Origin of the sequence: Mesorhizobium sp. M7A.F.Ca.MR.176.00.0.0 (assembly GCF_004023165.1) — a bacterium.
Taxonomy (GTDB): domain Bacteria; phylum Pseudomonadota; class Alphaproteobacteria; order Rhizobiales; family Rhizobiaceae; genus Mesorhizobium.
The window spans coordinates 4,882-24,396 of sequence record NZ_RZTC01000085.1 but is presented as its reverse complement, the minus strand read 5'-3'; the positions used below and the strand labels follow the sequence as shown (position 1 = coordinate 24,396).

General features: G+C 62.7%; 17 protein-coding genes and 2 pseudogenes. 7 read left to right on the top strand and 12 right to left on the bottom strand.

The features are described from left to right. The 5 genes and pseudogenes from EOB59_RS36645 to EOB59_RS24535 all read right to left on the bottom strand — a co-directional run. Positions 1-185 (bottom strand): annotated as a pseudogene (locus EOB59_RS36645) (anti-sigma factor); the annotation flags it as partial. Further along, positions 182-727, bottom strand: a complete 546-nt coding sequence (locus tag EOB59_RS24550; RefSeq protein WP_127321069.1) for a sigma-70 family RNA polymerase sigma factor — start codon at positions 725-727, stop codon at positions 182-184. The gene EOB59_RS24550 and the pseudogene EOB59_RS36645, both read right to left, overlap by 4 nt. A gap of 127 nt (positions 728-854) precedes the next feature. Beyond that, positions 855-1,388, bottom strand: a complete 534-nt coding sequence (locus EOB59_RS24545) for a response regulator transcription factor (protein WP_023812014.1) — start codon at positions 1,386-1,388, stop codon at positions 855-857. Then, complete coding sequence (locus EOB59_RS24540) at positions 1,378-2,700, bottom strand: ATP-binding protein (RefSeq protein ID WP_128289430.1); 1,323 nt, start codon at positions 2,698-2,700, stop codon at positions 1,378-1,380. The genes EOB59_RS24545 and EOB59_RS24540 overlap by 11 nt, the downstream gene beginning before the upstream one ends. Continuing rightward, the gene (locus tag EOB59_RS24535; RefSeq protein WP_128289429.1) at positions 2,697-4,010 is read right to left on the bottom strand and encodes an MFS transporter; all 1,314 of its coding nucleotides are present in this window, start codon (positions 4,008-4,010) and stop codon (positions 2,697-2,699) included. Before EOB59_RS24535 ends, EOB59_RS24540 begins: the two co-directional genes overlap by 4 nt. 165 nt (positions 4,011-4,175) lie before the next feature. On the opposite strand from EOB59_RS24535, the gene cyoA reads away from it, so the two are divergent. The 7 genes from cyoA to mazG all read left to right on the top strand — a co-directional run bounded on the left by cyoA (position 4,176) and on the right by mazG (position 11,413). Further along, a complete protein-coding gene (cyoA, locus tag EOB59_RS24530; RefSeq protein WP_128289428.1) occupies positions 4,176-5,345 on the top strand; it encodes a ubiquinol oxidase subunit II in 1,170 nt (389 codons plus the stop codon). A 15-nt stretch (positions 5,346-5,360) separates the two neighbouring features. Next, positions 5,361-7,373 carry a cytochrome o ubiquinol oxidase subunit I gene (gene cyoB / locus EOB59_RS24525; protein WP_128289427.1) on the top strand — a complete coding sequence of 671 codons (2,013 nt, stop codon included), beginning with the start codon at positions 5,361-5,363 and terminating at the stop codon, positions 7,371-7,373. Between the two features lie 5 nt (positions 7,374-7,378). Beyond that, positions 7,379-8,005 (top strand): cytochrome o ubiquinol oxidase subunit III, encoded by a 627-nt coding sequence (cyoC, locus tag EOB59_RS24520; protein ID WP_127810330.1) that lies wholly within the window; start codon positions 7,379-7,381, stop codon positions 8,003-8,005. Continuing rightward, a complete protein-coding gene (cyoD, locus tag EOB59_RS24515) occupies positions 8,002-8,382 on the top strand; it encodes a cytochrome o ubiquinol oxidase subunit IV (RefSeq protein WP_127270910.1) in 381 nt (126 codons plus the stop codon). The genes cyoC and cyoD overlap by 4 nt, the downstream gene beginning before the upstream one ends. A 90-nt stretch (positions 8,383-8,472) precedes the next feature. Then, a complete protein-coding gene (locus EOB59_RS24510) occupies positions 8,473-9,180 on the top strand; it encodes an SURF1 family protein (protein WP_281061734.1) in 708 nt (235 codons plus the stop codon). Between the two features lie 143 nt (positions 9,181-9,323). Beyond that, a complete protein-coding gene (locus EOB59_RS24505) occupies positions 9,324-10,508 on the top strand; it encodes an amino acid aminotransferase (protein WP_127810329.1) in 1,185 nt (394 codons plus the stop codon). Between the two features lie 80 nt (positions 10,509-10,588). Next, complete coding sequence (gene mazG / locus EOB59_RS24500) at positions 10,589-11,413, top strand: nucleoside triphosphate pyrophosphohydrolase (protein ID WP_128289426.1); 825 nt, start codon at positions 10,589-10,591, stop codon at positions 11,411-11,413. Between the two features lie 6 nt (positions 11,414-11,419). On the opposite strand, the gene hflX is transcribed toward mazG, so the two are convergent. The 7 genes and pseudogenes from hflX to EOB59_RS36640 all read right to left on the bottom strand — a co-directional run. After that, a complete protein-coding gene (hflX, locus tag EOB59_RS24495) occupies positions 11,420-12,811 on the bottom strand; it encodes a GTPase HflX (protein WP_127272395.1) in 1,392 nt (463 codons plus the stop codon). After that, the gene (hfq, locus tag EOB59_RS24490; RefSeq protein ID WP_006202172.1) at positions 12,812-13,057 is read right to left on the bottom strand and encodes an RNA chaperone Hfq; all 246 of its coding nucleotides are present in this window, start codon (positions 13,055-13,057) and stop codon (positions 12,812-12,814) included. 145 nt (positions 13,058-13,202) lie between these two features. Continuing rightward, positions 13,203-14,066 carry a D-amino-acid transaminase gene (locus tag EOB59_RS24485; RefSeq protein ID WP_128289425.1) on the bottom strand — a complete coding sequence of 288 codons (864 nt, stop codon included), beginning with the start codon at positions 14,064-14,066 and terminating at the stop codon, positions 13,203-13,205. Positions 14,067-14,166: 100 nt separating this feature from the next. Next, entirely contained in the window at positions 14,167-15,528 is a 1,362-nt protein-coding gene (locus tag EOB59_RS24480; RefSeq protein ID WP_023812026.1) for a sigma-54 dependent transcriptional regulator, read from the bottom strand. Next, positions 15,518-17,803 (bottom strand): PAS domain-containing sensor histidine kinase, encoded by a 2,286-nt coding sequence (locus EOB59_RS24475; protein WP_164762666.1) that lies wholly within the window; start codon positions 17,801-17,803, stop codon positions 15,518-15,520. Before EOB59_RS24475 ends, EOB59_RS24480 begins: the two co-directional genes overlap by 11 nt. Before the next feature lie 129 nt (positions 17,804-17,932). After that, the gene (gene ntrC, locus EOB59_RS24470; RefSeq protein ID WP_127397068.1) at positions 17,933-19,393 is read right to left on the bottom strand and encodes a nitrogen regulation protein NR(I); all 1,461 of its coding nucleotides are present in this window, start codon (positions 19,391-19,393) and stop codon (positions 17,933-17,935) included. Continuing rightward, positions 19,390-19,515 (bottom strand): annotated as a pseudogene (locus EOB59_RS36640) (two-component sensor histidine kinase); the annotation flags it as partial. The gene ntrC and the pseudogene EOB59_RS36640, both read right to left, overlap by 4 nt.

Sequence of the window (19,515 nt, the reverse complement as noted above, 5' to 3'; positions counted from 1 at the left end):
CCCTTGGAGCCGGCAAGCGCCACGCGCAGTTCATCCCGGGTCCTGAGATCCGACATCACGCGCGCCGCCGCCTCCGGGCGAGCGGACAAGAATGCTTCGACCTCGATGCGGCGGGTGACGTCGACCTGGTCGTCGACATAGGCGTCGAGGTCGATATCGGTCACGGGATCGACAGTTGCGGTCATGACGGGCCTCCAACGATCCTGAGGTGGTTTTTTGCCTTCGCGGGCTCCTCCATCTCGCGCAGTGCGGCGCGCGCCCTGCCGATGCGTGACATCAGCGTGCCGAGCGGCACGCCGCTGGCATCGGCGGCCTGTTGATAGGAGAGGCCTTCGATGGCGACGAGGTGCAGCGCTGAACGCTGTTCTTCCGGCAGGCTGAAAAAAGCCTCGCGCACCTGCGCCAGGCGCACCGAATGTTCCTGTGGTGCCGGCGTGCTGCCGTCGGCCAGGTATCCAGCCTGTTCGACGCGCGACGCTTCGGACTTGCGGGACCGCATCTTGTCGATGAAGGTGTTGTGGACGATCGACAGCAGCCACGCGCGCAGGTTTCCGCCGGAGCGGAACGTGCTGCGCCGCTCATAGGCGCGCACCAGCGCGTCATGGACAAGGTCCTCGGCGTCGGTGCTGTCGCGCGTCAGCGAGCGCGCATAGCGACGCAGCGAACCGAGCTGTCCTATGATGTCAAAGCGTGGCACCGGCGGTTTCATGTCCTGTTTACGGAGCATGTGGGGATTTTAATCCCTGCCCCGCCAATTTTTTCCCTTTGAGGACATCGTTCGAATGTAACGATTGTTGCCGGCATCAATTTTATCATTGGTATCGGCACAATGTGCGATGCCCGGTAGATCGTGCCTACTTCACACGCCTCTTCTCCAGCTTCCTCGCCAGCGTCCGGCGGTGCATGCCCAACCGTCGTGCTGTCTCGGAAATGTTGAAGTCGGCCTCCACCAGCATTTCGTGGATGCGCTCCCATTCGAGGTTCTTTATCGAGGTTGGTCGCTCGGCGAGCGGCACCGAAGCATTGCCCTCGACCTGGCCGAAAGCCGCTTCAATGTCGTCTGTATTGGCGGGTTTGGCGAGATACTGGCAGGCGCCGAGCTTGATCGCCTCGACAGCGGTGGCGATGCTTGCAAAGCCGGTCAACACGACGATCCGCATTTCAGGATCGTGCTCGTGCAGCGCCCTGACGCATTCCAGGCCCGAGCCGCTGGCGAGCTTGAGATCGACGACGGCATATTGGAAGGCAACGGTGCCGATCAGCGCATGCACGCCGTCGACGCTCCGGCAGCTATGCGTTTCGTAGTCACGCCGTTCGAAAGACCGGCGCAGTGCGTTGGCAAAGGCGATGTCGTCCTCGACGATCAACAGCGTGCGTTTAGTCGGCATTGTGCCCTCGCGGAGACAGAGCAGCCAGCGGCAGATGCAACGTAACCGAAGCTCCCCCCTCGGTTCTATTTCTTACGGTGACGGTACCCCCCAGCTTGCGGATGACATTGACGACCAGAAACAGGCCGAGCCCGCTACCTGGCCGGTTCTTGGTCGACGTGTAGGGCTTGCCGAATTCTGCAAGCATGGCTTCTTCAAATCCCGGTCCCGCGTCGACAACTTCGACGATGAGATCGTCCGCGTGGCGGCTGACGATCAACCCGACCCATAGAGGCGACGCTTCAAGTGCGTTGTCCAGTACATTGAACATCACCTGTTTGAGCGCGGGATCGGAGACGATCTCCTGGTTGGCGCCGAAACGCCTGGTGTATTCGAAACCTTGCGGCAGCCGTGTCGATTTCCATTCGGCCACCAGCTCCGCCAGGAAGGCGTCGACGGAGGTGCGAACCGTGCCTTCGCCACGCAATTCGCCCGAGGACATCAGGATTCCCGAAACGATCTTCTTGCAACGGTCCAACTGGCCCTGCATCTCCCGGATTTCCTGCGCCAGATCCGGATCGGCCTCGAGAGCCGGCATGCGCTGCCAGTCGTTGAGGATGACGGAAAGCGTGGCCAGCGGCGTGCCAAGCTCATGCGCGGCACCGGAGGCGAGCAGGCCCATCCTGACGATGTGAGCCTCCTCCGCCGACTGCTGGCGCAAATCCGCGAGATGGGCGTCGCGGGTGCGAATGTTGTTCTGGACCCTGGTGATGAACAGCACCAGAAGCGTTGCCGCCAGGACGAAACAGATGAACATGCCCTGGATGTGCAGGCTGAACAGCCCGGCACCGTGTGCGGCGGGCAAGCTGATCTCACGGTAGAAAGTGGTCAGCGCGATGAAGCACGTGCTTGCAATGAGGACAAGGGCCCAGACCGACCATGTCTCCAGCAGCACCGCGCCCAGGATGACCTGGAGCAGGTAAAGCGAAATGAAGGGATTGGACGCGCCGCCGCTCAGGTAAAGCTGGACCGTCAACGCGGTGACGTCGAGCAGCAGCCCAAGAAACAGCTCGGTGTTGGTGATCGCGTCCTGGCTGCTGTGCCGGCGCAGGCTGGCGACATTGAGAGCGATCAGCAGCAGGATCACCACCGCCATCGGGACCAGCGGCAATCCGATGCCGAGCACGTAGCGGACGAACAGGATCGTCACGATCTGACCACCGACCGCGATCCAGCGCAGTTGAATCAGAAGCAGAAAATTCTGTTTGTTGGTCTTGTCGTGCAACGTCATTGGGCCGGGAGGTCCCCAGCCCTGGCCAAGCAGGTCACTCAAGCGGGCGTCCGATCCAGGCGCTGATTGAGCCTCAGCGCAAGCAACGTGCATAGCGCTCCCGACAACAGATAGGCGCCTGATGAGATCAGCCCGAAATGGGCGGACAGGAACAGAGCGACTATGGGGGCGAAGCCCGCCCCGAACAGCCAGGCGAGATCCGAGGTCAGCGCCGCCCCTGTATAGCGGTAGGTCTTTGAAAAGTTCGAGGCGAGTGCTCCTGAAGACTGGCCGAACGACAGGCCGAGCAGGACGAAGCCCAAGACCATGAAGACGGACTCTCCGACGAAGCCGCCATCGAGCAGCTGTGGCGCGAAACCGCTGAACACGGCGATGGCCACCGCCGAGCCTCCGAGCAAGGGCCAGCGCCCAACCCGGTCGGCGACGAAGCCCGAGATCGCGATTGCCGCCAGGCCGAAGAAAGCTCCGATCGTCTCGATGACCAGGAACCGTGCCGGTCCCTCGCGCGTGAACAGGAAAATCCAGGACAGAGGAAACACCGTCACCATGTGGAACAGGGCGAAACTCGCCAGCGGCGCGAAGGCGCCGAGCACGACAGTGCGCCCTTCGGCGCGCAACGTCTCGCGGACGGAAGTCGGCTCCAGTTCCTGGCCTTCGAACAGTTTGGTGTATTCCGGCGTCACCACGATGCGCAGCCGTGCGAACAGGGCGACGACATTGATGGCGAAGGCGACGAAGAACGGGTAGCGCCAGCCCCAGCTGAAGAAGTCTTCGGCCGACAGGTTGCCGACGAAATATGCAAACAGGGCGCTGGCAACGATGAGCCCGAGTGGTGCGCCCAGCTGCGGGATCATCGCATACCAGCCGCGGCGCTTTTCGGGCGCATTCAACGCCAGCAGCGAGGCAAGTCCGTCCCATGTCCCGCCCAGCGCCAGTCCCTGACCGATCCGGAACATGGCCAGCAGCCAGGCCGAAGCCTGGCCGATCTGGTCGTAACCGGGCACGAAGGCGATCGACACGGTCGAGGTCCCCAGCAGGAACAGCGCGATGGTAAGCTTGGCGCTGCGTCCGTAGGCGCGGTCGAGCCCGGTGAAGATCGCCGTCCCGATCGGCCGCGCGATGAAGGCAAGCGCGAAGATGGCGAAGGAGTAGAGCGTGCCGGTCAACGGGTCGGCATAAGGAAATACGAGCTTCGGAAAAACGATGACGGAAGCGATCGCGTAGACGAAGAAGTCGAAGAATTCCGACGTCCTGCCGATGATGACGCCGACGGCGATTTCGCCGGGCTTCACCTCATGATGCCGCGCGTTGATCCGTCTTGCGTCGGCTTCGATTTTCGAAGTTGGGCTCACAGCATTCTCCGTCGCCCCGCCGCGGTCTCATGCGATCGCTGCCATGTGCGCGGGCCAGATGCTTTGATGACGCCTGCCGCGTCATTGCGGCATTGGACAAATTGTCCAATGCCTTCATTGCCGCGGTACGGCTAGCACTGGGGGGAACAACCGACAGGTCATACATTGAGCCGTCTCCGTACCCTTTTCCTGCTGCCCCTGCTGGCATCGCTCGGCTCCTGCAGCATGGTCGTCATGAGCCCTGCCGGCGACGTCGCCGCGCAGCAGCGCGACCTGCTGATGGTGTCCACGGCACTGATGCTGATCGTCATCATACCGGTCATGGCTCTCACCATATTCTTTGCCTGGCGATACCGCCAGTCCAACCGCGAGGCGCGCTACGAGCCGGATTGGGACCACTCGACCCACCTCGAACTCGTCATTTGGGCTGTGCCGCTTCTGATCATAATCTGCCTGGGCGCAGTGACCTGGATGGGCACCCATCTGCTCGACCCCTATCGTCCGATCGGACGTGTCGCGGCCGGCAAGCCGCTGCCGCCGGACGTGCGCCCGCTTGAGGTCGAAGTCGTCGCGCTCGACTGGAAATGGCTGTTCATCTATCCCGAATACGGCGTGGCCATGGTCAACGAACTGGCTGCGCCGGTCGACCGGCCGATCAGCTTTCGCATCACCTCCGCATCGGTGATGAACTCCTTCTACATTCCAGCACTGGCCGGCCAGATCTATGCAATGCCGGGTATGGAAACCAGGCTGCACGCCGTCATAAACAAGTCCGGCGACTATGAAGGATTCTCCGCCAACTATAGCGGCGCCGGCTTCTCGGGAATGCGCTTCGCGTTCCACGGCCTGGACGATGCCGGTTTCCAGGCATGGATCGCGAAGGCAAAGGACGGCGGCGGCAAGCTCGACCGAAACGGCTATCAGGAGCTCGAACAGCCCAGCGAGAACCAACCCGTGCTCCACTATGCGGCGGTGGATGCCGATCTCTACAAGGCGATCCTCAACATGTGCGTCGAGCCCGGCAAGATGTGCATGAGCGAGATGTCGCAGATCGATGCCAAGGGCGGTCTGGGAATGGCCGGCATCCGCAACACCCTTCCGCTGCTGTACGACAAGTTCGCCCGGCGCGGCACGATATTCGGCCCCGCCCCATCCTATGTCGCCAGCATATGCACAACCGAAGAAGCACTGGCGGCTTCGAAGGCCGATCAATCCGTCACGCCGATGACCTCGACGCCGATCGTCGGCGCTGGTCTGCAACGGCCACTGCCCCTGTCGATCCGACTGCCGTCACCTTCCGCAACCGGCACGCTTCGGTCGCCCTTCAACTCCTGAGGCGCCACGCAAGACATGTTCGACAATCCTGCTTTTCTCAAGGCGATCTTCGGCCGGCTTACGCTCGAGTCGCTGCCGCTGCACGAACCCATCGTGGTCGCGACCTTCATGGTCGTCGCGCTGGGCGGCGTGGCACTCGTCGGCGCGCTGACCTATTTCAAGCTCTGGGGCTATCTGTGGCGCGAATGGTTCACCAGCGTCGACCACAAGCGCATCGGCGTGATGTACATGGTGCTCGGCATCGTCATGCTGCTGCGCGGCTTCAGTGACGCCATCATGATGCGGCTCCAGCAGGCGATGGCCTTCGGCGGTTCGGAAGGCTATCTCAATTCGCATCACTACGACCAGATCTTCACCGCGCACGGCGTGATCATGATCTTCTTCGTGGCGATGCCGCTGGTGACGGGCCTGATGAATTTCGTCGTCCCGCTGCAGATCGGCGCCCGCGACGTGTCGTTTCCGTTCCTCAACAATTTCAGCTTCTGGATGACGGTCGGCGGCGCGGTCATCGTCATGATGTCGCTGTTCGTCGGCGAATTCGCCCGCACCGGCTGGCTTGCCTATCCGCCGTTGTCGGGGATCGGCTACAGTCCCGATGTCGGTGTCGATTATTATATCTGGGCCCTGCAAGTGGCGGGCGTCGGCACGCTGCTGTCGGGCGTGAACCTGGTCTGCACCATCGTCAAGATGCGCGCGCCTGGCATGACCATGATGAGAATGCCGATCTTCACCTGGACCGCGCTTTGCACCAATGTGCTCATCGTCGCCGCCTTCCCGGTGCTGACGGCGGTGCTGGCCCTGCTGGCTCTCGACCGCTATGTCGGCACCAACTTCTTCACGAACGACTTCGGCGGCAATCCGATGATGTACGTGAACCTGATCTGGATCTGGGGCCACCCCGAGGTCTACATCCTGATCCTGCCGGCCTTCGGCATATTTTCGGAAGTGACCTCGGCCTTCTGCGGCAAGCGGCTCTTCGGCTACACGTCGATGGTCTACGCGACAGTCGTCATCACCATCCTGTCCTATCTGGTCTGGCTGCATCACTTCTTCACCATGGGATCGGGAGCGAGCGTCAACTCGTTCTTCGGCATCACAACGATGATCGTTTCGATCCCGACAGGCGCCAAGATATTCAACTGGCTGTTCACCATGTACCGCGGCCGCATCCGCTTCGAACTGCCGATGATGTGGACGGTCGCCTTCATGCTGACCTTCACTGTCGGCGGCATGACCGGCGTGCTGCTCGCGGTTCCGCCAGCCGACTTCGTGCTCCACAACAGCCTGTTCCTGGTCGCGCATTTCCACAACGTCATCATCGGCGGCGTGCTGTTCGGCCTGTTTGCCGGCATCAGCTACTGGTTCCCCAAGGCATTCGGCTTCCGGCTCGATCCGTTCTGGGGAAAGATGTCGTTCTGGTTCTGGGTGGTCGGCTTCTGGTTCGCCTTCATGCCGCTCTACATCCTCGGCTTGATGGGCGTAACGCGCCGGCTGCGCACCTTTGAGGATCCCTCGCTGCAGATCTGGTTCATTATCGCCGCCTTCGGCGCCTTCCTGATCCTGCTTGGTATCCTGTCCTTCCTCATCCAGATCTTCGTCAGCGTGCGGCGGCGCGAGCAGCTTCGCGACGATACCGGTGATCCCTGGGACGGGCGCACCCTCGAATGGGCAACCTCGTCGCCGCCCCCGGCCTACAATTTCGCCTTCACGCCGGTCGTCCACGATCTCGACGCCTGGGCGGACATGAAGAATCGCGGCTACCAGCGTCCGTTGACGGGCTTCCGCGACATCCACATGCCGCGCAACACCGGAGCCGGCGTCGTCCTGGCCGGGTTGAGCGTGGTGCTTGCCGTGGCGCTCATCTGGTACATTTGGTGGCTGGCGATCGTCAGCTTCGTCGCCCTGATCGGCTACGCCATCGCGCATACCTTCAACTACGACCGGGACTTCCACATTCCGTCCAGTGACGTCACCCGCGTCGAGGACGAGCGGACACGCCTGCTCGCAGCCACCAGCCAGGCGGGATAAGCACCATGGCACACGCCGACACGGTGATCGACGACACGATCTTCCACCTGGAAGATGACCACGGCCATGCCGAGAGCGGCAGCAGCACCATGCTCGGCTTCTGGATCTATCTGATGAGCGACTGCCTCATCTTCGCGATGCTGTTCGCGGTCTATGGCGTGCTCGGTGGCAACTACGCGGCCGGACCCGCGCCGAAGGACCTGTTCGATCTTCCGCTGGTCGCGCTGAACACCACCATGCTGCTCCTGTCCTCCATCACTTACGGCTTCGCGATGCTGGAGATGGCGAAGGGACGGGCGAAACCCATGCAGGTGTGGCTGGTGATCACTGGCCTGTTCGGCCTCGCCTTTCTCAGCATCGAACTCTACGAATTCGCCCATTTCATCCACGAGGGGGCGACGCCGCAGCGCAGCGGCTTCCTGTCGTCGTTCTTCACGCTGGTCGGAACGCACGGCCTGCACGTCACCTTCGGCCTGGTCTGGCTGGTGGTGCTGATGGTGCAGGTCTCCAGGCACGGGCTGATCGCCGCGAACCAGCGGCGCCTGATGTGCCTGAGCATGTTCTGGCACTTCCTTGACGTCATCTGGATCGGCGTCTTTACCTTCGTTTATCTGATGGGAATGTTGCGATGAGCGCCGGCCACCACACAGACACCAGCGACCAGAGCCACGCGCGTCACGGCGTCGATCACGGCTCGCTGCGCGGCTATCTGACAGGCTTCGGCCTGTCCGTCGTGCTGACCGCCATTCCCTTCTGGCTGGTCATGACCAACGCACTCGGCAATCAGATGGCTTCGGCGATTGCCATCATGGCCTTCGCCGTCGTGCAAATCATCGTCCACATGGTGTTCTTTCTGCATATGAACACCAGGTCGGAGAGCGGCTGGACCATGATGGCCCTGATCTTCACCCTCATCCTGGTGGTGATCGCGCTGACGGGCTCGCTCTGGGTCATGTACCATCTGAACGCCAACATGATGCCCGGCCATGACATGAGTCAGATACCCTGAGAGAGGGACCTGGCTTTGGATGAACAGGCGCGGACGACACCGCATTCGAATACAGGCGACGGCCAAAGGGTTACGCGTTCACCATGGACGCTGTTGGTGCTTTGCCTTTGCGGTGCCATCGGCGTCGCAGGGTTCTCGGCGCTTGGTGTCTGGCAGCTGGAGCGCCGCGTCTGGAAACTCGACCTGATCGAGCGTGTCGACCAGCGTCTCAAGGCGGTACCTGTGGCCGCCCCGGCGCCTTCGGCCTGGCCAGAGATCAACGCCAGGGATGACGAGTATCGCCAGCTTGCCGTCACGGGCCGGTTTCTCGGTGATCGCGAGACCCTGGTCCAGGCGGTCACCGATCGCGGCGGTGGTTTCTGGGTAATGGCGCCGTTCCGAGCGGATGATGGCTTCACGATTCTGGTGAACAGGGGCTTCGTGCCGACGGACAAGCGCGATCCGGCAACCCGCCTCGCAGGCAAGCCCTCGGGCGATCACACCGGAATTCGCGGACTGCTGCGCCTGACCGAACCGAAGGGCGGCTTCCTGCGCAACAACGATCCGGCCGCCAACCGCTGGTATTCGCGCGATGTGCAGGCAATCGCCACGACGCAAGGCCTCGGGCAGGTCGCTCCTTATTTCATCGATGCCGATGCCGCGCCCAATCCGGGAGGGTGGCCGGTCGGCGGCCTGACGGTCGTTTCGTTCCACAACAACCATCTGGCCTATGCCCTGACATGGTTCGGGCTGGCCTTGATGGTGCTGGGCGCGGTCGTCTATCTGTTGCGGCAGACTGGGAAACACGGCGGGGGCTGACCGCTGGCCGAGGCAAAGCTGAAAGGAGCAGGCAGGGCAGGCTTCCCGGCACCCCCGCCTCGGGCTGGAGCACCTAGCTAAAACCGCTGGCGAAACGCGACCGATTTGCGTATCACTCCGCCGCGCCAATGGAACCATTTTCGATGTTTGAAGCCCTGCAGCCCGCCCCCGCCGACAAGATCCTGGCCCTGATCGGCCTTTATCGAGCCGATCCGCGTCCAGACAAGGTCGATCTCGGTGTCGGCGTCTACAAGGATCGCGACGGCAAGACGCCGGTCATGCGCGCCGTGCGCGAAGCGGAAAAGCGCCTGCTGCAGGGTCAGGACACCAAGACCTATCTCGGCCTTGCCGGCGATACCGGCTTCAACACGGTAATGGCCAAGCTCGCCTTCGGTCCGGGCGCCGACATGACGCGCATCCGCGCCGCACAAGCGCCCGGCGGCTCCGGCGCACTGCGGCTGGTGGCGGAACTGCTGAAGCGGACACGCTCGGATGCAACCATCTGGCTGTCGGACCCGACCTGGCCGAACCATATGCCGGTGATGCGCGCCGCCGGCCTGCAGATCCGTGAATACCCCTATTTCGACGCCGACTCGGGCGCTGTTCGCTTCGACGACATGCTGGCAGCGCTGCGGACCGCAAAGAGCGGCGACGTCGTGTTGCTGCATGGCTGCTGCCACAACCCGACCGGCGCCAATCTGGATCCGGCCCAGTGGGCTGCCGTTTCCGATCTGGTCGTCGAGCGCGAGCTGCTGCCGTTTGTCGACATCGCCTATCAGGGCTTTGGCGATGGGCTTGAGGCCGATGCGCTCGGCTTGCGCCTGCTGACGGCAAAAGTTCCGGAAATGGTCGTCGCCTCGAGCTGCTCGAAGAATTTCGCTGTCTACCGCGACCGCGTCGGCGCGGCGATGATCCTGGCCAGGGACGGCGCACAGGCGGATGTGGCGATGAGCCAGATGCTGTCGGCGGCGCGCGCCATGTATTCGATGCCGCCGGACCATGGTGCGGCGGCCGTGCGCATCGTGCTCGAAGATGCCGCCTTGCGCGCCGACTGGGAAGCCGAGCTCGAAGAGATGCGCCTGCGCATGCTCAGGCTACGCGTGCAGTTCGCCGAGGCACTGCGCCGGCAGTCCAATTCCGATCGCTTCGACTTCGTCGCCAGCCATCGCGGCATGTTCTCCCGCCTTGGCCTCACGGAAGCGCAGGTCGAACGGCTGCGTGCCGAGCACGGCATCTATATGGTCGGCGACAGCCGCATCAACGTCGCCGGCCTGCCCGAAGACGGCATGGACGAGCTCGCCAAGGCGATCGTTTCTGTGCTCGACTGACGTGGCTCGCCTGTGGACAAGGCACTCTCGCCGGCTGACAGTGTTGGCCGCGCGGCCGGCCGCGCGATAGCATCAGCCCTATGACACCATCGAAAGACATTTCGCGCCTGATCGAGATCATGGCGGCGCTACGGGCGCCGAAGACCGGCTGCCCCTGGGACATCGAACAGGATTTCTCGACCATCGCGCCCTATACGATCGAGGAAGCCTATGAGGTGGCGGATGCCATCGCGCGCGGCGATCTCGACGATCTGCGCGACGAACTCGGCGACCTGCTGCTGCAGGTCGTCTATCATGCCCAGATGGCCGAGGAGGCCGGTGAATTCTCGTTCCCTGACGTGGTGCAAGCCATCACGACGAAGATGATCCGTCGCCACCCACATGTCTTCGGCGACGAAAAAGCCCGCAACGCCGGCATGGCCAAGGGCATGTGGGAAAAGATCAAGGCCGAAGAGAAGGCGGAGAAACGAAGCGCCCGCCTCGCGCGTGGTCTCGATCCCGAAGACAACGGCAAGGGGTTTCTGGACAGCGTGCCGGTCGCCCTGCCCGCACTGACCCGGGCGCTGAAACTTCAGGAGAAGGCCGCCCGCGTCGGTTTCGACTGGAGCGAGGCGGCGCCCATCCTCGACAAGATCGAGGAAGAGATCGGCGAATTGCGCGAGGCGCTGGCCAAGGGCGACACCGCCTCGATCAAGGATGAGTTCGGCGACATGCTGTTTGCCGTCGTCAATCTCGGCCGTCATCTCAAGCTCGATTCCGAAGCAGCGCTGAGCGGCACCAACGAAAAATTCCGCTCGCGCTTCCACTATGTCGAACAGGCCCTGGAAAAATCCGGTAGCACACTGGAAAAGGCTGATCTGGCCGAGATGGAAGCGCTCTGGCAGGAAGCAAAGACCGCGAAGTAAGTTACATTACCCGTTGTTTTTACGACGCAATCTGCTTTCGATCTCTTCGCGGGCGCTTTGCGTGGCCTTGAGCGAGATGGTGGCGCTGCCGTCATCATTGTCGCTTCGCGAAACGACATCGCCATTGCGGTAAAGCCAGTCGACAAGGCCGAACTGTGCCGGCTCGATCGTCACGGTGAGGTCTTCGAGTTCGCCCGCCATCCGCGTTTCGATGATCGCCTTCAGCGCGTCGATGCCCTCGCCGGTCACCGCCGACACCGCAATCGGCGGCGCCTTGTTGGCATCGGCTCCGTCGGCAAGCAGCCGGGTCCGGTTGCCTTCGTCGAGCCGGTCGATCTTGTTCCACACTTCTATCACGCGCTTGGCGTCGCCGGCGTCGACACCGAGGTCGGCCAGGATGCGCTCGACATCTTCCGCTTGTGCAGCAGTGTCCGGATCGGAAATGTCGCGCAGATGAAGCACGAGATCGGCCTCGACCACCTCTTCCAGGGTGGCGCGGAAAGCCGCGATCAGATGCGTCGGCAGGTCCGAAATGAAGCCGACCGTATCGGAGAGGATGATCGGCGTGCCATGTGGGAGGCGCACGCGGCGCAGCGTCGGGTCGAGCGTGGCGAACAGCATGTCCTGCGCCAGCACATCCGCCCCGGTCAGCCGGTTGAACAGCGTCGACTTGCCGGCGTTGGTGTAGCCGACGATCGCCACCACCGGGAACGGCACCTTCCTGCGCTTGGCGCGGTGCAGGTCGCGCGTGCGCCGCACCGTTTCCAGCTCCTGCTTCAGCTTGATGATCTTTTCCTGCAACTGCCGCCGGTCGGATTCGATCTGCGTTTCGCCGGGCCCCCCGAGGAAGCCGGCGCCGCCGCGCTGGCGCTCCAGATGGGTCCAGCTGCGCACGAGGCGGCCCTTCTGGTAGTTGAGATGGGCGAGTTCGACCTGCAGCGTGCCTTCCTTGGTGCGTGCGCGCTCGCCGAAGATCTCAAGAATCAGCCCGGTGCGGTCCAGCACCTTGGCGTTCAGCTCTTTTTCGAGATTGCGCTGCTGCACCGGGGTCAGCGGATGGTCGACGACGACCACTTCCGCATGTCCCTCTTTGACGATTTCCGCGAACTCCGCAACCTTGCCGCTGCCGAGCAGCGTCGCCGGGCGCGGATCGTTGACGGTCACTACCGCCGTGTGGATCAGATCAAGGTTGATGGCGCGGGCAAGGCCGACGGCCTCGTCGTGACGAGCATCAGCCGAACGCATCAGCCGTGGGCGGTTGGTCTCGTCGTCGTTGCGCTGGTGGCGGGTAAGCACGGGCACAATGACAACGGCCCGGGTCGGGCCCTTGGCTTCCGTCCCGGGATGATGCGTTGGTTTTCCGCGAACGGTGGCGTCCGCGTCTTTCTCACGTGCCAATCAGGCGCCCTGGCTTTCCTCGCCATCGAACATCTGAACCGGCTGGCTCGGCATGATCGTGGAAATGGCGTGCTTGTAGACGAGCTGGGAGTGACCGTCACGGCGCAGCAGGACACAGAAATTGTCGAACGAAGTGACCACGCCGGTCAGCTTGACGCCGTTGATAAGGAAGATGGTGAGCGGGTTCTTGCTCTTGCGAACTGAATTCAGGAACAGGTCCTGAAGGTTTTGCGATCGTTCCGCCATTGTTCTTGTCTTTCGCCGATCCCCTTCGGTTTGCAAGCCAATGCGCCAAATTAACGGGCGCATGTCAAGCTCGCAAACACCGTCTTGTCGTCAGTAACGACAAGCAGAACGAGATATATTGATGTTCATTCCACCTGTGCGGTTATCAGGCTGGACTTTTTTCCGCAATGTCAAAAAAGGCCTGCCGCAAGGAAAGTGTTATTGAGCCAGGGTGCCCATTGGCGACCGTATCGCCGTCGATGGCCACCACCGGCATGGCGAGTGTCGTTGCGGAGCTGATGAACGCCTCGCGTGCCGCCTTGGCCTCGGCGACGGAAAAGCCGCGCTCCTCGATCTTCAGGCCGAGCTTGGCCGCCACTTCGAACATGGTCGTGCGGGTGATGCCGCGCAAGATGCCGTGCTCCGCCGGCCTGGTGACCAGGACGCCGTCCCGAGTGACGATCCAGGCATTGGACGAGCCGCCTTCTTTTACGTTGCCTTCGGCGTCGACGAACCAGGCTTCCTGCGCACCGGCCTCCTTTGCCTTCTGCTTGGCCAATACATTGGGCAGCAGCCCGACGGTCTTGATGTCGACGCGGTCCCAGCGGTTCTCCGGCACGGTGATGACCGCGATGCCGGTCCCGGCTCGCTTTGCTCCGGCTGCGGGGTCGGCCTTCCTGGCGGTCACCACCAGGGCCGGCTTGGTGTCGGCGGAAGGGAAGACAAAGTCGCGGCTGGCGACGCCGCGCGTCACCTGGACATAGACCAGGCCGTTGGCGACATGGTTGCGGTTGACCACCTCGCGCAGGATAAGCGGCAGCACGTGAGAGGTGACTGGCCAGGCGATCGACAATTCGGTCAGCGAGCGGTTCAGCCGCGCCAGATGGCGCGGCATGTCTACGATGAAGCCACGCGCCACCTCGCAGACCTCATAAACACCGTCGGCGAACTGATAGCCGCGATCCTCGATATGCACGGCAGCGTCCGCGTGAGCGACGTAGCGCCCGTTGACATAAGCAATGCGCGGCATGGGCAACCCCTGAAGAAATTATCGGGCTTTTCTTATGCGATTCCGCCGTTGCCGTAACCGGCAAATGCTTGGCCCAGCGCGGCGGCTGGATATGTCGCGCTCACACGCCCAGCGACTTCAGCTTGCGATGCAGAGCGGAGCGTTCCATGCCGATGAACTCGGCGGTCTTCGAGATGTTGCCGCCGAATCGATTGATCTGGGCGATCAGGTAGTCCTTCTCGAACTGTTCGCGCGCTTCGCGCAGCGGCAGCGCCATGATGTGCTGGTCGGATTGATTCGGCGTGCGCGGCATGACATCGCCGATCTCGGCCGGCAACAGATCGGCGGTGATCGGCGCATCGACGTCGTCGCCGCGCGCAAGGATCATCAGGCGCTCGACATTGTTGCGCAGCTGGCGAACGTTGCCCGGCCAGTTGTGCGCCTGCAGCACGGCCAGCGCGTCGTCGCCGATGCGGCGCGGCTTGATGCCGGCCTGGCGGGCGATCTGCTTCATGAAATTGTCGACGAGGTAGGGAATATCCTCGCGCCGCTCGGCCAATCCCGGCACGATGACCGGAACCACCGCGAGGCGATGGTAAAGATCCTCGCGGAAACGCCCGTCGGCAATCATCGCCTCGAGGTTCTGCGAGGTCGAGGAGATGATGCGGACATCGACCTTGACCCGCTTGGTTCCCCCTACCCGCTCGAACTGCTGCTCGACCAGCACGCGCAGGATCTTGTTTTGCGTCTCGCGCGGCATGTCGGCCACCTCGTCGATGTAGAGGATACCGCGATGGGCCTCCTCCAGCGCGCCGACCTTGCGCTCGACGCCATTCGATTCGGTGCCGAACAGCTCGATCTCCATGCGCTCGGGCGTGATGTTGGCGGCGCTCAGCGTCACGAAAGGTGCGCTCTTGCGCGCCGACAGCGTGTGGATGGCGCGCGCGGCCAGTTCCTTGCCCGAACCCGACGGTCCGATGATCATCACGCGGCTGTTGGTCGGCGCGACGCGTTCGATGGTCTGGCGCAACTGGCTCATCGCCGACGACATGCCGATCAGATCGAAGGTTTCGCCGCTGCGCAGCTTGAGGTCGGAAACCTCGCGCCGCAATTTCGAGGTCTCCAGCGCACGCTCGGCAATAAGGATCAGCCTGTCGGCCTTGAACGGCTTTTCGATGAAGTCATAGGCGCCGCGCCGGATGGCGGAGACCGCCGTTTCGATGTTGCCGTGGCCGGAAATCATCACCACCGGCAAGGTCGGATGCATGGTCTTGATCTCGTCGAGCAGCGCCAGCCCGTCCAAGCGCGAGCCCTGCAGCCAGATATCGAGGAAAATCAGCCGCGGCGCGCGATCAGCTATAGCAGCGAGCGCACTGTCGGCATCGAATGCCGTGCGGGTTTCGTGACCTTCGTCGCTCAGTATGCCCGCGACGAGTTCACGGATGTCTTCCTCGTCATCGACGATGAGAATATCAGACGCCATTACCGACCTTTTCAGTTTCTCTTTCGTTTTCCGCCCTGCTTTCGCCGCGCGGAGCCGTTGCGGCCGCAGGCGGCAGGATGATGCTGATCATCGCGCCGCGCCCATCGTGGAAGTCCGCTGGAGCATCGTGTAGTTCCAGCCTGCCGCCATGGTCCTCCACGATCTTCTTGACGATAGCGAGGCCAAGTCCGGTGCCCTTCTCGCGTGTGGTCATGTAGGGCTCGAGCAGCCGTTGGCGATTCTCGCGCGGCAGGCCTTTGCCATTGTCGATGACGTCGATTCGAATCGCACCATTCTGGCGCCCGGCTTGAATCCGGATTATGCCGTGCGAACCGTCCTTCTGTTCCAATCCGTCGATGGCCTCGGCGGCGTTCTTGATCACATTGCCGAAAGCCTGCGCCATCAGGCGGCTGTCGAAAGTGCCCTTGAGCGGCTCCGTGCCGAATATCCGCTCGAAGGTGATGTCGGCGCGGCTGACCTCGACCAGGAACGAGGCCTCACGCAGCGATTCGCGCAGATCTATCGCCTTCATCTCAGGCTTTGGCATGCGCGCGAACGCCGAGAATTCGTCCACCATACGGCCGATATCCTCAACCTGACGGATGATGGTGTCGGTGCATTGGTCGAAAACCTCGCGGTCCTCGGTAATCACCTTGCCGTAACGGCGCTTGATGCGTTCGGCCGAGAGCTGGATCGGCGTCAGCGGGTTCTTGATCTCGTGGGCGATACGCCGTGCCACATCAGCCCAGGCCGACGAGCGCTGCGCCTGAACCAGGTCGGTGATGTCGTCGACCGTCACGACATAGGATTTTTCCTCCGAACCGTCGTCGCCGGCCTCGATGGTGATCTGCACGTTGAAGGTCCGCTCGGCACCGGCGCGGTAAAAGGTCACCTGCTCGCGATAGACGGGTTTGCCGGACTTGCGACCGATCTCGAAGACGCGGCCGACATGCGGCAGCACGGCGGAAAGATTCTGCCCAAGGGCTGCGCTGGCCGAAATCGCCAGCATCGCCTCGGCCGAGCGGTTGACGATGGTGACGATGCCGTAGGGATCGACGCCGATGACGCCGGCGGTAACGCCGGCAAGCACGGCTTCGGAAAAGCGGCGCCGTTCGTCGATCAGGTCCTTGGCCGACAGGATCTCATTGCGCTGCGATTTCAGTTCGAGAAGCATCTTGTTGAACGTATCGCCGAGCGAGGCGACATCGCCGTCCGAAGGCCTGACGGGAACCGCGACGTCGAGATTGCCGGTCGCCACCTCGTCGGCGGCGCCGATGAGCTGGCGAATAGGCCGCACCAGACGGTCGGCGACCGCAATGCCGGTCCAGATCGCGGACAGGATGATGATGAGCGTCAGCGACAGATAGGGCAGCGCGAAGGCCACCTGCGAGGTACGGCGGTTATCTTCCAGCCCCCGATATTCGTCGGTGTTGGACCTGACGATCTGCCGTGCCTTGATCACTTCGGGATCGACGAGCCGAATGGTGTAGAGGTAGAGTCCTTCGATCTCCCGCAGCTTGACGATGGCGCCCATGATGTTGCGCGTTTTCGGCTCGATCAGCACCGGCTTGCCGTCGGCAGCGCTGGCCACCGCGCCTTCCGGCGGCTCGGGCATGGCGAACTCCGTATCGGTCTTGGCGCTCATGACGAAAGAGCCGTCCGGCTTGATCAGCGCCGCATGGGCCAGCGAACGGCCCACGGCTTCCTTGTTCATCAAGTCGAGAAAGCCGGTACGATCAAGGCCGTAGAGCGTGCGCGACGCATCGAGATCATAGGCCATGGACAATGTCGTGCCCTGGAGGTTGCGGGCATTTTCCTGGACATAGGCGTCGGCGATCGAGAGGGATGAATTGACGATCGTCTTGGTGCGGATCTCGAACCAGCGGTCAAGGCCGATGTCGAGCGTGATCGAGGCAATGATGGCCACCATGATGGCGGGAATGGCGGCAACCAGGGCGAACATGGCGACAATGCGCACATGCAGCCGCGAAGCGGCCTTACCATGCCGGCGCGCCATCAGGATGCGGTGCACCTCACGCCCGACCAGCGCGATAAGAAACAGGACGAAAGCCGCGTTGAGGGCAATCAACGCCAGCGTCGTCGACTCGTTCGGTGTGATCGGCGTGGCGCCAACGAGGATGGTGAACGAGATCGCCGCCGTCATCAGCGCGCCGACGACCGCGATCACACCCGGCAGCGCAAGCAGCCGGCGCCCGTCACGAGCGCCGGGTTCGCTGAAAAGCGGTTGGTTTGTTGTCGGTGCCTGCGGAGCCATGTCGCCGTCTAGAGCCATGATTGCGTCGGATGTATGCAACGCATTGTGGCGATTATGCAACAAGTGTGACCGAGACGGAAATCTTTCGCGAGCCGATCCCCTGAAAAGAGCGCGGGCTCAGATCAAGGCTCAGCTCTGCCGCGATGATTTGTAGACGTTGACGCCGAGTTCGCGAATCTTCTTGCGCAGCGTGTTGCGGTTCAAGCCCAGCAATTCCGCAGCCTTGATCTGGTTGCCGCGGGTTGCCGTCATCGAAGCCAGGACGAGGGGGAACTCGACCTCGGACAGGATGCGCTGATAAAGCCCCGCCGGCGGCAATTCGCCGGCAAAGGAAGCGAAATAGCGCTGCAGGAAGTGCTCGACCGCCTGCCCGATCGACAAATCGTCGGGGATCAGATTGCCGCCACCCGGCACCACCGGACGTTCGCCGGTCTTGAGCTCCGCCTCGATGATCTCGGCGGAAATCTCGTCCTGCGAATAGAGCGCGGCGAGCCTGCGAACCAGGTTTTCCAGTTCGCGCACATTGCCCGGCCACGGATAGCGCTTCATCAACTCGATGCCGCCGGAAGAAATGCGCTTGGTCTGCAGGCCTTCCATTTCGCCGAGCTTGAAGAAGTGGCGGACGAGGTCCGGCACATCCTCGGAGCGCTCACGCAGCGCCGGCAGCCGGAGCGGCACGACGTTGAGGCGATAGAAAAGATCCTCGCGGAAGAGCCCCTGGTTGATCAGCGTGCGCAGATCCTTGTTGGTGGCAGCGACGATGCGCACGTCGGTCTTGATCGGCGTGCGTCCGCCGACCGTGGTGTACTCGCCCTGCTGCAGCACGCGCAGCAGGCGCGTCTGCGCCTCCATCGGCATGTCGCCGATTTCATCGAGGAACAGCGTGCCGCCTTCGGCCTGCTCGAAGCGGCCGGTCGAGCGGTTCTGCGCGCCGGTGAAGGCACCCTTCTCGTGACCGAACAGTTCCGATTCGATCAGGTCACGCGGGATCGCCGCCATATTGATGGCGACGAAGGGGCCGCCGCGGCGGCGGCCATATTCATGCAGCGCGCGCGCCACCAGCTCCTTGCCGGTGCCGGATTCGCCCGAGATCATCACCGTCAGGTCGGTCTGCATCATGCGCGCCAGCATGCGGTAGATGTCCTGCATGGCCGCCGAGCGGCCGACCAGCGGCATTGCATCGGGCTGCTCTTCCGGCCGCGTATCGATCTTCGGCCGGCGCGGCTCGGAAAGCGCCCGGTTGACGATGTTGAGCAGTTCGGTCAGGTCGAAGGGCTTGGGCAGATATTCGTAAGCGCCGGTTTCGGAGGCGCGGATCGCCGTCATGAATGTGTTCTGGGCGCTCATGACGATAACCGGCAGCTCCGGCCTCGCCTTCTTGATGCGCGGCAGCATGTCGAAGGCGTTTTCGTCCGGCATCACCACATCGGTGATGACCAGATCGCCCTCGCCCGCCGCCACCCAGCGCCAAAGCGTCGAAGCGTTGGAGGTGACGCGCACCTCATGACCGGCGCGTGAAAGCGCCTGGTTGAGGACGGTGCGGATCGCCGCGTCGTCGTCGGCGACGAGAATATTGCCGCGAACGGTCATTTGAGGTCTCCTTCGCCGTCATCATCGGCGCCGTTTGGCGCTTCTTTCCAGGCCGGCATCAGGATGCGGAATGTGGTGCCGCGCGGCGTCGATTCGCATTCGATGATGCCGCCATGCTCGCC

Coding starts and splice junctions, on each gene's coding strand:
- EOB59_RS24550 (WP_127321069.1), bottom strand. CDS start 727: ATGCTCCGTAAACAGGACATGAAACCGCCGGTGCCACGCTTTGACATC.
- EOB59_RS24545 (WP_023812014.1), bottom strand. CDS start 1,388: ATGCCGACTAAACGCACGCTGTTGATCGTCGAGGACGACATCGCCTTT.
- cyoB (WP_128289427.1), top strand. CDS start 5,361: ATGTTCGACAATCCTGCTTTTCTCAAGGCGATCTTCGGCCGGCTTACG.
- cyoC (WP_127810330.1), top strand. CDS start 7,379: ATGGCACACGCCGACACGGTGATCGACGACACGATCTTCCACCTGGAA.
- cyoD (WP_127270910.1), top strand. CDS start 8,002: ATGAGCGCCGGCCACCACACAGACACCAGCGACCAGAGCCACGCGCGT.
- EOB59_RS24505 (WP_127810329.1), top strand. CDS start 9,324: ATGTTTGAAGCCCTGCAGCCCGCCCCCGCCGACAAGATCCTGGCCCTG.
- mazG (WP_128289426.1), top strand. CDS start 10,589: ATGACACCATCGAAAGACATTTCGCGCCTGATCGAGATCATGGCGGCG.
- hfq (WP_006202172.1), bottom strand. CDS start 13,057: ATGGCGGAACGATCGCAAAACCTTCAGGACCTGTTCCTGAATTCAGTT.
- EOB59_RS24485 (WP_128289425.1), bottom strand. CDS start 14,066: ATGCCGCGCATTGCTTATGTCAACGGGCGCTACGTCGCTCACGCGGAC.
- EOB59_RS24480 (WP_023812026.1), bottom strand. CDS start 15,528: ATGGCGTCTGATATTCTCATCGTCGATGACGAGGAAGACATCCGTGAA.
- EOB59_RS24475 (WP_164762666.1), bottom strand. CDS start 17,803: ATGGCTCCGCAGGCACCGACAACAAACCAACCGCTTTTCAGCGAACCC.
- ntrC (WP_127397068.1), bottom strand. CDS start 19,393: ATGACCGTTCGCGGCAATATTCTCGTCGCCGACGACGACGCGGCGATC.